This window comes from Arenimonas soli (assembly GCF_014643775.1).
GTDB lineage: Bacteria > Pseudomonadota > Gammaproteobacteria > Xanthomonadales > Xanthomonadaceae > Arenimonas > Arenimonas soli.
In genome coordinates, this window is sequence record NZ_BMKC01000001.1 from 932038 (window position 1) to 945854 (window position 13817).

13 protein-coding genes are annotated in these 13817 nt (G+C 69.5%); 7 read left to right on the forward strand and 6 right to left on the reverse strand.

Annotated elements, in window-relative coordinates:
* Positions 1-45 precede the first annotated feature (45 nt).
* A complete protein-coding gene (htpX, locus tag IEX13_RS04475) occupies positions 46-933 on the forward strand; it encodes a protease HtpX (protein WP_188661704.1) in 888 nt (295 codons plus the stop codon).
* Between the two features lie 131 nt (positions 934-1064).
* Here htpX and IEX13_RS04480 read toward each other — a convergent pair whose 3' ends face one another.
* Positions 1065-3140, reverse strand: a complete 2076-nt coding sequence (locus tag IEX13_RS04480) for a GGDEF/EAL domain-containing response regulator (protein ID WP_188661706.1) — start codon at positions 3138-3140, stop codon at positions 1065-1067.
* A gap of 98 nt (positions 3141-3238) precedes the next feature.
* Complete coding sequence (epmB, locus tag IEX13_RS04485; protein ID WP_188661708.1) at positions 3239-4261, reverse strand: EF-P beta-lysylation protein EpmB; 1023 nt, start codon at positions 4259-4261, stop codon at positions 3239-3241.
* 43 nt (positions 4262-4304) lie between these two features.
* Between epmB and efp the strand changes: the two genes are divergently transcribed.
* From efp to folE2, 6 genes are all read left to right on the forward strand, one after another.
* The gene (gene efp, locus IEX13_RS04490; protein WP_188661709.1) at positions 4305-4871 is read left to right on the forward strand and encodes an elongation factor P; all 567 of its coding nucleotides are present in this window, start codon (positions 4305-4307) and stop codon (positions 4869-4871) included.
* Positions 4872-4875: 4 nt separating this feature from the next.
* On the forward strand, positions 4876-6222 hold the full coding sequence (locus IEX13_RS04495) for a TRZ/ATZ family hydrolase (RefSeq protein ID WP_188661711.1): 1347 nt from the start codon (positions 4876-4878) through the stop codon (positions 6220-6222).
* Entirely contained in the window at positions 6219-6929 is a 711-nt protein-coding gene (gene ubiG, locus IEX13_RS04500; protein WP_188661713.1) for a bifunctional 2-polyprenyl-6-hydroxyphenol methylase/3-demethylubiquinol 3-O-methyltransferase UbiG, read from the forward strand. Before IEX13_RS04495 ends, ubiG begins: the two co-directional genes overlap by 4 nt.
* Positions 6926-7582 carry a phosphoglycolate phosphatase gene (gene gph, locus IEX13_RS04505; protein ID WP_188661715.1) on the forward strand — a complete coding sequence of 219 codons (657 nt, stop codon included), beginning with the start codon at positions 6926-6928 and terminating at the stop codon, positions 7580-7582. Before ubiG ends, gph begins: the two co-directional genes overlap by 4 nt.
* A complete protein-coding gene (locus IEX13_RS04510) occupies positions 7579-8346 on the forward strand; it encodes an isoprenoid biosynthesis enzyme family protein (protein ID WP_188661717.1) in 768 nt (255 codons plus the stop codon). Before gph ends, IEX13_RS04510 begins: the two co-directional genes overlap by 4 nt.
* A gap of 102 nt (positions 8347-8448) precedes the next feature.
* Entirely contained in the window at positions 8449-9423 is a 975-nt protein-coding gene (gene folE2, locus IEX13_RS04515) for a GTP cyclohydrolase FolE2 (RefSeq protein ID WP_188661719.1), read from the forward strand.
* Positions 9424-9448: 25 nt separating this feature from the next.
* Here the strand turns inward: folE2 and IEX13_RS04520 are convergent, their stop codons facing one another.
* From IEX13_RS04520 to yidD, 4 genes are all read right to left on the reverse strand, one after another.
* Positions 9449-11002 carry a peptidoglycan DD-metalloendopeptidase family protein gene (locus IEX13_RS04520; RefSeq protein ID WP_188661721.1) on the reverse strand — a complete coding sequence of 518 codons (1554 nt, stop codon included), beginning with the start codon at positions 11000-11002 and terminating at the stop codon, positions 9449-9451.
* A gap of 36 nt (positions 11003-11038) precedes the next feature.
* Positions 11039-12595: a peptidoglycan DD-metalloendopeptidase family protein gene (locus IEX13_RS04525; RefSeq protein WP_188661723.1), complete on the reverse strand. Its 1557-nt coding sequence runs from the start codon at positions 12593-12595 to the stop codon at positions 11039-11041.
* Between the two features lie 69 nt (positions 12596-12664).
* The gene (locus IEX13_RS04530) at positions 12665-13507 is read right to left on the reverse strand and encodes a M23 family metallopeptidase (protein WP_188661725.1); all 843 of its coding nucleotides are present in this window, start codon (positions 13505-13507) and stop codon (positions 12665-12667) included.
* On the reverse strand, positions 13504-13740 hold the full coding sequence (gene yidD, locus IEX13_RS04535) for a membrane protein insertion efficiency factor YidD (protein WP_425488997.1): 237 nt from the start codon (positions 13738-13740) through the stop codon (positions 13504-13506). The genes IEX13_RS04530 and yidD overlap by 4 nt, the downstream gene beginning before the upstream one ends.
* Positions 13741-13817 lie beyond the last annotated feature (77 nt).

Below are 13817 nucleotides of genomic sequence, written 5' to 3' on the forward strand. Positions count from 1 at the left end.
CCCCAGAACGGCGGCCCGGCCGCCACCCCTACGAGAGAAGCCCCCATGTTCAAGCGAGTCGCCCTGTTCCTTGCCACCAACCTGGCGGTGCTGGTCCTGCTGGGCATCGTGATGAGCGTGCTGCAGAACGTCTTCGGCATCAGCCTGGGCAACAACGGGGTCCTGCTGCTGTTCGCCGCGGCGTTTGGCTTCGGTGGCGCCTTCATTTCCCTGGCCATCTCCAAGTGGATGGCCAAGCGCACCACCGGCCTGCACCTGATCACCCAGCCGCGCAACGAAGGCGAAGCCTGGCTGCTGGCCACCGTGAAGCGCCAGTCGGAGGCCGCCGGCATCGCGATGCCGGAAGTCGGCATCTACGACGCGCCGGAGATCAACGCCTTCGCCACGGGCCCCAGCCGCAACAATTCACTGGTGGCGGTGTCCACCGGCCTGCTGCGGGCGATGAGCCGGGACGAGGCCGAAGCGGTGCTGGCCCACGAAGTCAGCCACGTCGCCAACGGCGACATGGTCACCATGGCGCTCATCCAGGGCGTGCTGAACACCTTCGTGATCTTCCTGTCGCGCATCGTCGGCCGGGTCATCGACGCGGCGCTCAGCGGCAACCGCGATGGCGGCACCGGCCCGTTCTACTTCATCACGGTGCTGGTGCTGGACATCATCTTTGGCATGTTCGCCTCGGTGGTGGCGATGTGGTTCAGCCGCTGGCGCGAATTCCGCGCCGACGCCGGCGGTGCCCGCCTGGCCGGCCGCGAGAAGATGATCGCCGCGCTCGAACGCCTGTCGCAGACCTACGGTGAAAGCACGCTGCCCAAGGAAGTCCGCGCCTTCGGCATCTCCGGCGCCGTCGGCCACGGCCTGCGCAAACTCTTCATGACCCACCCGCCGCTGGCCGAACGCATCCAGGCCCTGCGCAACATGCCGGCGACGATCTAAAGCGGTTTTAGCCACGGATGAACACGGATGGACACGGATGGACACGGATGGACACGGATAAGAGCGGATAGAGCGAATTTTGATCTTGCTCTATCCGTGTCTATCCGTGTTCATCCGTGGCAAAAACGCACTTATCCGAAGTCGTAGTTCATCTGCGGGCCGGGGGCGGCGAGGAAGTTGCCCTCGACGAAATCCACGCCCATGCCGAACAGCACGCTCATCGTGCCGGCGTCGGAGACGAACTCGGCCAGGGCCAGCTTGCCGGCTTCGTGGGCTTTTTCGACGATCTCGCGCACCTGCTTCTGCACGTCGGCGTTCTTGCCCAGCTCGGTGATGAAGCTGCGGTCGATCTTCAGGATGGCCGGTTCGAAGTGGGTGAGCATCTGGAACGAGTTCAGGCCGGTGCCGAACTGTTCCAGCGCGACCCGGCAGCCCAGCTTCGACACCGCCTTCTGGAAGGACTGCAGCGACTTGAGGTGGGTGAACACCTTCGATTCCGGGATCTGCAGCACCAGGCGTTCGCCGGCGACGCCGTGGGCCTTGAGCTGTTCGGCGATGTGGGTCTCCAGGCCGCCTTCGACCAGCGAGGCCGGGGTGATCTTGACGAACAGGTTGGTGACCTTCCCGTCCTTGGCGCGCTCGGCGATGACGCCGATGGCGTGGCTGATCACCCAGCGGTCGATGTCGTCGAGCAGGCCGTGCTCTTCGGCGATCGACAGGTAGGTGACCGGCGGGATGACTTCGCCGGCCGGGCCCTTCATGCGCAGGTAGACGTCGTAGTTTTCTTCCTCGGCGCCGGTCAGGCTGATGATGGGCTGGTAGTGCAGCACGAACTGGTCGCCGGCCAGGGCTTCGCGGATGCGCTGCACCCAGGCCTGGATGCGTTCTTCTTCGGCGCGGTCGCGCGCGGCCGGGTCGAAGATTTCGGTGCGGTTGCCGCCCATGCCTTCGCAGGACGCCAGGCACTGGCTGGACTTGGCCATCACCTGGGTGACCGAGGCGATGCGTTCGCCGATCTGCACGCCGCCAACGCTGACGCTGAGGTTCACCGAACGTTCGCCCAGCTCGAGGATGTGGTCCTTGAAGGCTTCGCGGATGCGGTCGGCCTGGGCCTGGCTCTGGTTGTGGTCGTGGTCCTGGCACAGCACGGCGAACCCGTGGTCGCTCATGCGCGCCACCAGGGTGTTTTCGTCCAGCGCACCCTTGAGGCGTTCGGCCACGCCCTTGATCAGGTCGTCGGCGGTGGCCAGGCCCACTTCGGAAAGCAGGTTTTCGTAATGGTCGGGTTCGACCAGCAGCAGCGCCTGCTTGCCCTTGCCCTCGGTGGCGCGCATCACGGCGCTTTCGAGTTCGGTCATGAAGTGCTGGCGGTTGAACAGGCCGGTGAGCGCATCGCGCTGGCGCAGCGAATCGAGCTCGGCCACCATGTCCGCGTCCACCGTCTGCTGGCGGAAGACGATCTGCAGGCAGCTTTCGCCTTCGTAGGTGGCCGGGGTGAATTCCATCACGGCGTCGAACGTGCTGCCGTCGGTGCGCTGGGCCTGCAGCTCGAGCTGGCGCGGTGGCGCCTCGCCCTTGCTCATCTTCTTCAGGACCTGGCGGAAGTTGTCGGCATGCTGCGGCGCGATCAGGTCGAGCACGGTCAGGCCTTCGATTTCCTCGAAGTCCTCGAAGCCGAACATTTCCAGGTAGGCGTCGTTGGCGCGGATGTGCATGCCTTCGTGCACGTAGGCGACCGGGTCGCGCGAGGAGGCGATGAGCGCGTCGCAGCGGCGTTCGGTCTCGCGCAGCGCGGCCTCGAGGTGGCGCAGGCCGCGGCGGGCGTGCAGGGCGGAGAACTCCGAGCGCACCACGGCCTGCATGTGTTCGGCGCGGCCGCGGATGGCGACGTCGCGGGTGCCCGCGGCCAGCGCCGCCAGCGCCACCTTTTCGTCGAGCGTGGTCACCGAAGCGATGACCGGGATGTCCTTGCCGGTGGCCGTGACGCGCTCGAGCACGGTGGCCAGCGGCAGGTAACTGGCCTCGAAGGCCGCGATGACGATGTCGATGCTCTGCTTGCCGAGGATTTCGACGAGTTCGTCCTCGGATTCAGGGCGCTGCGGACGCACCGCCATGCCGCCATTGCGCAGGTGGCTGATGATTTGTTCGGCGTCGTCCAGGCGGTCTTCCACCAGGAGCAAACGGATCACGGCATCCTGCTGTGCCATCCGGGGCACTCCTTTACGTATCAATGGCTTGCACGGGGGGATTGAGACAATACCAGAATGCCGGCGGGGGCAACATCCTGGGCCGTGGGACGGGTCGGCTACAGCGGGGTCTTGGCGGGGGCCCCGGCCACCTCGCGCACCAGTCGGGGCACCAGGTAACCGGGGAGCTGGGCGGCCAGGGCTTCGTGCAGGGACCGGGCCTGGTCGTCCGTCACCTCGAAGTGGGCGGTGCCGGCCACGCGGTCGAGCTGGTGCAGGTAGTAGGGCAGTGCGCCGGCGGCGAACAGGCGTTCGGACAGGTCGGCCAGGGCCGGCAGGGAGTCGTTGACGCCCCTCAGCAGCACCGCCTGGTTGAGCACCTGCGCCCCGGTTGCGCGCAGGCGCGAGACCGCGGCGGCCACGGAGGCGTCGACTTCGTTGCCGTGGTTGGCATGGATGACCACCACCACCGGCCAGGGCAGGCCGGCCAGCCAGGCCAGCAGTTCTTCGTCCACGCGCTCGGGCAGCACCACCGGCAGGCGCGTGTGCAGGCGTAGCCGGCGCACGTGCGGCAGGCCGGCCAGGGCCCGGGTGAACTCGGCCAGCTTGGCCGTCGACAGCGATAGCGGGTCGCCGCCCGACAGCAGGACCTCGCTGACGCTGGTGTCGGTGGCCAGGTAGTCCAGGGCTTCGCGCCAGCCGGCCGCGGCCGCGGTCTGTTCGGCATAGGGGTAGTGGCGGCGGAAACAGTAGCGGCAGTGGATGGCGCAGCTGCCGGTGGCGACCAGCAGCACCCGGCCGCGGTATTTGTGGATCACCCCGGTGCCGCCGCTGGCGGCCAGGTCGCCGACGGCGTCCAGGCCAAAGCCGGGGGCGGGGCGGTCTTCGTCGTCCAGGGGCAGGACCTGGCGAAGCAGCGGGTCGTGCGGGTCGCCGCGGCGCATGCGGTCGACGAAGCCGCGCGGCACCCGCAGGGGGAAGCCGGCCATGGCCTCCGGGGACAGGCGTCCGGCCAGCTCCGGCAGGTCCAGCAGGGCCAGCAGCTGCGCCGGATCGCGGATCGCATCGCGCCAGAGCTGCTGCCACCGCGCGGGCGGGGCCGGCGGGACAGGCTGCAGGGCAGGGGCGGGGACGGGTATCATATTCGGCTTCACCCATTGTAACCGGGACTTCCAGGAGCAACGCATGGCCAGCTATGGCATGAACGACGTCAAGAACGGCATGAAGATCATCGTCAACGGCGAGCCGTGCGTGATCACCGACACCGAGTACGTCAAGCCGGGCAAGGGCCAGGCCTTCACCCGCATCAAGTACCGCTTCATCAAGTCCGGCCGCACCGTCGAGCTGACCATGAAGGCCACCGACAGCCTCGAGGCCGCCGACGTCGTCGATACCGACATGCGCTTCCTGTATGCGGACGGCGAGTTCTGGCACTTCATGGACCCCGACACCTTCGAGCAGGTGCAGTGCGACGAAGCCGGCATCGGCGAGACCAGGAACTACCTCAAGGGCGAAGAAGACTGCGTGGTCACCCTGTGGAACGGCACGCCGATCTCCGTGCAGGCGCCGAACTTCGTCGAGCTCAAGATCATCGAGACCGACCCGGGCGTGCGCGGCGACACCTCGGGCGGCGGCGGCAAGCCGGCCAAGCTCGAGACCGGCGCCGTGGTGCGCGTGCCGCTGTTCGTCAACCAGGACGAAGTCATCAAGGTGGACACGCGCTCCGGCGAATACGTCTCCCGGGTCAAGTGACCGGATGACCACGAGCACCGCGCCGCAGGCCTGCGACCTGCTGATCGAAGCCGGCTGGGTGGTCCCGGTCGAGCCTGCCGGCGTGGTGCTTGAAGACCATGCCGTTGCCGTCAGCGACGGCCGCATCCTGGCCGTGCTGCCGCGCGAGCAGGCGCGGGCGCGCTTCAGCGCCGCCGAAGTGGTGTCGCGGCCCGAGGCCGCGCTCATCCCCGGCCTGGTCAACAGCCACTGCCACAACCCGATGACCCTGCTGCGCGGCGTCGCCGACGACCTGCCGCTGATGGTCTGGCTGCAGGAACACATCTGGCCGGTCGAAGGCCAGGTGATCGGCCCGGAGTTCGTCGCCGACGGCATCGAACTGGCCGTGGCCGAGATGCTGCGCGGTGGCACCACCGCCTGCGCCGAGAACTACTTCTTCCCCGACGTGCAGGCCAGCACCTATTCGCGCCTGGGCTTCCGTGCCCTGGTCGGCCTGCCGGTCATCGATTTCCCGACCGCCTGGGCCCGCACCCAGGACGAATATTTCGACAAGGGCCTGGAAGTGCACGACAACTGGCGGCGCGACCCGCTGGTGTCGCTGTGTTTCGTGCCGCACGCGCCCTACACGGTCAACGACGCGGCCTTCGAACGCATCCGCATGCTGGCCGACCAGCTCGACCTGGTCGTGCACTGCCACATCCACGAAACCGCGCAGGAAAACACCGACGCCATCAAGGCCCACGGCATGCGCCAGCTGGCCCGGCTCGACCGCCTGGGCCTGGTCAACGACCGCCTGATGGCCGTGCACATGACCGACGTCACCGACGCCGAGATCGCCCTGTGCGCCGAACGCGGCGTCTCGGTCGTGCACTGCCCGGAATCGAACCTCAAGCTGGCCTCGGGTTTCTGCCCGGTGGCCAAGCTGCAGAAGGCCGGCGTCAACCTCGGCATCGCCACCGACGGCTGCGCCAGCAACAACGACCTGGACATGTTCGGCGAAATGCGCACCGCGGCCCTGCTGGCCAAGGGCGTGTCGGGCGACCCGTCGGCGCTGGATGCGGCCAGCGCCCTGCGCGCCGCCACGCTGGGCAGCGCCCGCGCCATGGGCCTGGGCGAGGACATCGGTTCGATCGAACCGGGCAAGCTGGCCGACCTGGCCTGCGTCGACCTGTCGCCGCTGGAAACCCAGCCGCTGCACAACGTCGTTTCCCAGCTCGTCTACGCCACCGGCCGCCAGCAGGTGTCCGACGTCTGGATCGCCGGCAAGGCGCGCCTGGCCGGCGGCAAGCTGCTGGACATGGACACCGACGCCATTCGCGCCAAGGCCCGGCGCTGGCGCGATCGCATCGCCGGCCTGCGGGGCGGCGCATGAATGCCGCGGGCGCCAACGTCAGCCAGGCCGAGCTCGACAAGTTCGGCGCCCTGGCGCGCCGCTGGTGGGACCCGCAGGGCCCGCAGCGGCCGCTGCACGAACTCAACCCGGCGCGCCTTGGCTACGTCGCCAGGCACGTTTCGCTGGCCGGCGCCCGCGTGCTTGATGTCGGCTGCGGCGGTGGCCTGCTCAGCGAGGCCATGGCGGCCGAGGGTGCGCGCGTGACCGCGCTCGACCTGGCACCCGAGCTGGTCGAAGTCGCCCGCCTGCACCTGCTCGAATCCGGCCTGGACGTCGATTACCGCCTGCAGTCGGTGGAATCGCTGGCCGACGAAGTGCCCGGCAGCTTCGACGCCATCACCTGCATGGAAATGCTCGAACACGTGCCCGACCCGGGCTCGGTGCTGCGCGCCTGCGCCAGGCTGCTCAAGCCCGGCGGCGTGCTGCTGCTGTCCACGCTCAACCGCACGCCGGCCGCGTTCGCGCTGGCCATCGTCGGCGCCGAATACGTGGCCCGGCTGCTGCCGCGGGGAACCCACGACTACAAGCAGTTCATCAAACCGTCCGAGCTCGGTGCCTGGCTGCGCGCGGCCGACCTGCAGCTGCAGGACGTCTCGGGCCTGGCCTACGACCCGCTGCGCCGCAAGGCCTGGGTGGGTGGCCCGACGGCGGTGAACTACCTCGCCAGTGCGGTGAAGCCCGGATGAGCCATCGGCCGGCGGTCGTGCTGTTCGACCTCGACGGCACCCTGGTGGACAGCGCCCCGGACCTGGCGCAGGCCGCCAACCGGGTGCTCGCCGACCATGGCCGGCCGCCGGTTGCCTACGAACGCCTGCGCCAGGTCGTGTCCAAGGGCGGTCGCGCCATGCTGGCGGTGTCCTTCCCCGACCTGTCCGACGAGCAGCGCGAGCCGCTGCTGCCGGTGTTCCTGCGCTTCTACGGCGAGGCCCTGGCCGTGCACAGCACGCTCTTCGACGGCGTCGACGCCCTGCTGGCGGCGCTGGATGCGCGCGGCATCCGCTGGGGCATCGTCACCAACAAACCCGAGGGCCTGGCCCGCGGCGTGCTTGAAGGTTTCGGCTGGCGCCAGCGCTGCGCCGTGCTGGTCGGCGGCGACACGCTGCCCACGCGCAAGCCCGACCCGGCGCCGCTGCTGCACGCCTGCGGCCAGCTGGGCGTGTCGCCCGGGGACGCCCTCTACGTCGGCGACGACCTGCGCGACGTGCAGGCCGCGAAAGCCGCCGGCATGCCCTGCGTGGCGGCCCTGTGGGGCTATCGCGAGGACGGCGACGACCCGCTGCGCTGGCAGGCCGATTTCGTCGCCGCCCACGCCAGCGAGGTGCTGGAGCACCTGCCGTGAGCGCGGCGCGCGGCGAGGCCATCGAACACTTCGTGGCCAAGTGGCAGCGGCGCGAGCCGGAAATGGCCCAGGCCGAAGTGTTCTGCCCGCCGCCGATGCGCCCGCGCTACCGCGCCTGGGGCAGCCTGCTGCATGAACTGCGCGAGGCCGCTTTCGAACTCAGCGACCCGCGCGTGGCGGAAGTCAAAAGCCAGTGGTGGGCCGAAGAACTGCTGGGCCTGGCCGAGGGCCGCAGCCGGCATCCGGTGACCGCGCCGCTGGCCGGTACGCCCGCCGACTGGCCGGCCCTGGTGCGTGCCCTGGTGGCGCTGCCGGCGCAGCCTGCGCGTCCGGGGGACACCGCGGCGGCGCTGGCGCGTTTCGACGTCATCGCGGCGGCGATTGCCCAGGCCGAAGCGCAGGTGTTCGACAGCACGCCGGGCCCGCGCGATGCCGACGCCGTGGCCGTGCACCTGCTGCTGCATCGCCTGCCCGAAGGCCTGGCCGCCGACGACCAGGCCGGCCTGCCGATGAACCTGCTGGCCCGCCACGGCCTGACCGCCGCCCAGGTCTCAGCCGGGCAGGGCGAGCCCCTGCTGCGCGACTGGGCCGGCGAACTGCTGGCCGCGCTGCCGCCGGCGTCCTCGCATCCGGGCCTGTTCCGCCGCCTGCGCGGCGGCTTCGACCGGGCCCGGCTGGCGCGCCTGGCCGCGGGCCGCGGCTTTCAACCGCCCGGTCCCTTCGCCACCCTGCTGCGCGCCTGGCGCCTGGCGCGGCAAGGTTGAGATGCACTGTTGCGCCTGAACGCTCCGGCCGGCCACGCGACTTGACGTAGCCTGCACTGCCCCCCACCTAGCTTGTCCGCGACACCGATAAGGAGAGCCACCTTGGCCCCCAGCAACTTCGAAAACACCGCCCGCGTCCTGCCCGACGTGGCCAATCAGCCCCGCGTCGCCCTGGCGGGTGCGCTCGATTGGGTGGGCATGGGCGAAATCGAGATGCCGGTGAGCCTGCAGGGCGAACACGGCCGCCAGGCCAGTGCGGCCGCGCGCGTCAACGCCTTCGTCAACCTGACCCAGCCGGACGTGCGCGGCATCCACATGTCGCGCCTGTACCTGCACGTGGACAAGATGCTTTCCAGCGAACCGGCGACGCCGGCCTCGCTGCGCCGGCTGCTGAAGGACTTCCTGGATTCGCACGCGGGACTTTCCGACCGGGCGATGGTCAGCCTGCGCTTCGAACACCTGGTGCGCCGCCCGGCCCTGGCCAGCGACAACAGCGGCTGGAAGGCCTATCCGGTGACGATAACCGCGGTGATGGACCGCGGCCATTTCGCGCTCGAGCTGGGGCTGTCGGTGGCGTATTCGAGCACTTGCCCGTGCTCGGCGGCGCTGGCGCGCCAGCTGATCCAGGAACAGTTCGAGGCCGATTTCGCCGCCGGCAAGCCGCTCGACCGCGAGGCCGTGCTGGCCTGGCTGGGCACCGAGCAGGGCATCCGCGCCACCCCGCACAGCCAGCGCAGCCACGCCGACGTGAAGCTGCGGCTGGTGCCCTCGTTCCAGGACTTCCCGATCATCGAGGTCATCGACCGCATCGAGGCGGCGCTCAAGACCCCGGTGCAGACGGCGGTCAAGCGCGTGGACGAACAGGCCTTCGCCCTGCTCAACGGCCAGAACCTGATGTTCTGCGAGGACGCCGCCCGCCGCATCAAGGCCGCCCTGCAGGACGACGAACGCATCGCCGACTTCTGGCTGCGTGCCTCGCACCTGGAAAGCCTGCACCCGCACGACGCCGTGGCCGTGGCCACCAAGGGCGTGGCGGGCGGTTATTCGGCCCTGCCCGAAGGCCTCGCGCCCCGCTGATTCGCGCCTGCCGGCGACCGGGGCGCTAGTTGCAGTCCAGGCCGGTGGTGCGCCCCAGTCGCTCGAGGGTAAGCACCTGCGTGCCGTCGGGGCCATCGAGTTCGGCGACGGCGGTTTCGCAGCTTACCCAGGTCACCCGGGCCTGGCCCCAGGTCGGCCGCTGGATCGCGCCGGGGTCGAGGCCGTTGAAGCGTCCGCCACGGGTTTCGTAGAGCTCGAACACGACTTCCTGGCCGAAGTCCCAGGCCCCGTCGCGCTGGCCGATAAGGAACATGTTGCTGCCGTCGTCGCGGTGGCCGTAGAAGAACAGCAGCGCGGTATTGCCGTTGATCCACTGCAGTTCGAACCCCTGGCCGGAGGTCGCCGGCTCGTACCAGGCGCCGATCAGGCCGCGCATGTCGCCCACGGCGGTGGTGGTGTCGCCGACGCGGAAGAAATGGCGCTTGGTTTCGCCCTCGAAGGTGGCTTCGTAGGTCCACAGGCCATCCGGCGCATCCAGGGGCAGCGAATGGGACCAATACCAGTAGGCGGCGCTGTAGTACTGCGGCGTGGCGCCCTGTTCGGACATGTCGAAGTTCCAGCTGGTGAATACGCTCTGGTCCGGGCGCAGCACCCGGAATTGCGTCACCTGACCGCGGCCCTGGTCGCGGTAGGCGGCCATCAGGGTGATCGGGTCGCCGGGCTGGAAGTGGTCCTTGTAGCGCGGCTGGTCGGTGTTGTGCTGGATGGTGCCGACGGTCGGGCAGCCGAGCAGGGTCGGCGTGGCGGAATGGGTTGAAAGCTGGTTGATGGCCGAGTCGCGGTAGGGGCGCTGGTCGACCCAGCCTGAGGCGACGCTGTTGCAGTCGCCCGCATGCGGTTCGAAGGCCGCGGCGCCGGCGATTTCGCTGGCCCGGATCTCCACGTGCAGGTGCGGCCCGGTGGAAATGCCCGAGCTGCCGACCTTGCCGATGACCTGGCCGGCGGCGATCGCCGAGCCGATCGGCAGCGTGGTGACCGAATCCTTCTTGAAATGCAGGTAGCGCGCGACGGTGCCGTCGGCATGGCGGATGACCACGTAGTTGGGCGTGTTTGGCGCGTTCATCGAACACGAACGGTCGTTGTTGCCGTCGCCGCTGGCGATCAGCGTGCCCGGCGCGATGGCGCGCACGTCCACCGCGCCCTGGTCCATCAGGTGCCAGGCGAAGGGCCAGATGAAGTAGTCGATGCCGGGGTGGTTGTAGCCGCTGGTGGTGTCGTAGGTGCGGGTGCCGCAGCTGTAGTCGCGCAGGTGGCTTGGGTAGGCCGCGTCGAGATCGACGAAGTTGGAGATGCCGTGCAGGTCGGTGCCGGCGCCATCCACCGGGCCCAGCGGCCAGACCAGCCCGGAGACCTTGGCCTGCGCCTCGGGCAGGCGCCCCTCCCGGCGCAGCATCGCGATGTTGGCGATCGCTTCATCGGCCAGGCGCTTGTCCAGTTCCGGCGTCAGGTGGTCGGAGAAGGCGCCGTCGTCCAGTCCCTGGCCACCGTCGGGCGGAACGGCGAAGACGGGCAGGGCGAACGCGGCGGCGAGGGCCAGCAGGGCGCAGTGGCGGCGCATGGGGACTTCCTCCGGGGTTGCCGTTTGATGATACGCCTACTGGCAGTCCAGGCCGTCGGTGCGGCCAAGGCGTTCGAGGTTGAGCACCTGGGTGCCGTCCAGGCCGTCGAGTTCGGCCACCGCGGTATCGCAGTTGACGAAGGTGATGCGCGCCTGGCCCCAGGCGGGGCGCTCGATCTGGTCCGGATCCAGCCCGTTGAAGCGGCCGCCGAGCGTCTGGTAGAGGTCGAACACCACTTCCTGGCCAAAATCGAAACGGCCGCTGCGCTGGCCCAGCACGAAGAAATTGCGGCCGTCGTCGTGGTGGCCGTAGAAGAACAGCAGGGCCATGTCGTCGTTGATCCAGTGCAGCTCGAAACCCTGTCCGGAGGTCGCCGGTTCGTACCAGGCGCCGACCAGGCCACGCATGTCGGCGATGGCGGTGGTGTTGCCGACGCGGAACGCATGGCGGCGGGTTTCGCCTTCGAAGTCGGCCTCGAAGGTCCACAGGCCCGCCGGCGCGCTGGCCGGCAGGACGTGGGTCCAGGTCCAGTAGGCGCCGGCCACGTAGTCGGTGGTCACTTCGGGGTCGTTGGCCGTGTCGAAGCTCCAGCGGGTGAATTCGGCGCCGTTGGCGTCGACCACCCGGAACTGGCTGGCCTGGCCGCGCCGCACGTCGCGGTACGACGCCAGGAAGGTGACCGTCTGGCCGGGCTGGAAGCGGTCGCTGAATCGCGGGATTTCCGTGGTGTCCGGGCAGCTGGGGTAGTGCGGCTCGCCCGAGTGCGTGGACAGGCGGGTCAGCCGCGGTTCGCGGTAGGGCCGCTGGCTGGCCCAGGTCGAGTTGCTGGCGTTGCAGGCGCCCTGGTGGGGCTCGATAACCGCCGCGTTTATCAGGTTGCTGGCCCGAAGTTCGAAATGCAGGTGCGGCAGTTTGGAAATGCCCGAACTGCCGACCTTGCCGATGACTTCGCCGGCGGCGATCTGGCTGCCGATCGGGCGGGCGGTGACGCTGCCGCGCTTCATGTGCAGGTACCGGGCGATGGTGGCGTCGGCGTGCCGGATGATCACGTAGTTGGCGTTGTCCGGGCCGTCCCAGTTGCAGGCCCGGTCATTGGCGCCGTCGCGCTTTTCCACCAGCACGCCGGGCGCGGCGGCGCGGATGTCCACCGGCGCCGTGTCCATCAGGAACCACGGGAAGGGCCAGGGCACGTAGTCGATGCCGCGGTGGTTGTAGCCGGCGGCGGTGTCGTAGGTGCGGGTGCCGCAGGTGTAGTCGCGCAGCTGGCCCGGGAAGGCCGGATTGAGGTCGACGAAACCCGAGGTCGCGTGCCATTCGCCGGCCTCGCCCGTGCCGGGCCCCATTGGCCACAACAGGCCCGAGACCTTGGTCTGCACCTTGGGCGGCAGGCGGCCTTCGCGGCGCAGCATTTCAAGATTGCGATCCACGGCCTCGACGATCTGGCGGTCGAGCTCCGGGGATACGTGGTCGGCGGCGGTGTCGTCGGCCAGCAGCTGACGGCCCTGCGGCGCGATGGCGGCCACCGGCAGGGCCACGGCCAGCAGCAGGAGCGTCAGGGCCTGGCGGCCGGACTTCAGGAAAGCAGCGTTCATGCGCGGGCTCCGTCGACGGGCCAGGCCAGCATACCCGCGCCGCCGCGGACGTCGCGGGCCAAAAGTAAGCTATCGGCCGTCGGGGGCCGGCCACTTCTCCAGGACCGCGCGTGGATCGACGCGCACGCCGAACCAGTTCATGCCCCAGTGCATGTGCGGCCCGGTCGCGCGGCCGGTGGCGCCGACCTGGCCGATCACCTGGCCGGCCTCGACCCGGTCGCCCACGGCGACGTCGATCTTGCTCAGGTGCAGGAAGTTGGAGCTGACGCCGTGGCCGTGGTCGAGCAGCACGGTGCCGCCGGTGAGGTACAGGCCGGGGTCGGCGAAGGTGACCACGCCGGCCGCCGGGGCGCGGATCGGCGTGCCATTGGGTGCGGCGACGTCCAGGCCCGAATGCGGCGAACGCGGCGTGCCGTTGTAGATGCGCTGGCTGCCGTAGACGCCGCTGATGCGCCCCTGCAGCGGCCAGCGGAAGCCCGCCGCGTAGTCGCTGCGGTCGTCGTCGCGTTCGCGGGCGGCGACCACCCTGGCCTGTTCGCGGGCGATGCGGGCGGCGTTGGCGGGGTCGGGCGTCACCGTCTGCTGGGGCACGCCGTCCACGCGTTCGATCTTCCACTCGCGGCTGGCCACGGGGCGCTGCACGGTTTCCAGGCGGCCGTCGGGCAGTTTCACCAGCAGGCTGACCGGGCCGGCCTCGTCGCGGCCCAGGCCGAAGACGAAGTGGCCCTGGGCGTCCACGCGCAGGCTGCGGTCGCCGTAAACCACTTCGCTGCCGGGCTGGGTGCGGCCCATGACCAGGTCGCCCTGGGCCAGGTTGTCAGGCAATTGCACCGGCGCGGCGTCCCAGGCGGCCGCCAGCAGGGGCAGCAGCAGCCCCAGGCACGCGGCGATTTTCAGAAGTGGTCGATTCATTCAGGTCCTTTTTTGTTCCAGGTCTCGGGCACCGGGTCGGGCCCGCCGGGGTGCAGCGGGTGGCACTTGCCGATGCGCTTGACGCCCAGCCAGCCGCCGCGCAGCACGCCGAAGCGTTCGATCGCCTCCATCGTGTAGCTCGAACAGCTGGGGTAAAAGCGGCAGCGCTGGCCCAGCAGGGGGCTGATGGCCACCTTGTAGCCGCGCAGGAGGAGCAGGACGGGTTTTTTCACTGATTGCGCCGGCGGGGCCGTCGGCATAAGGTTGCCGCTGGAGAAGGACTAGGCTATAACACGCCGCCTTCGAGCCT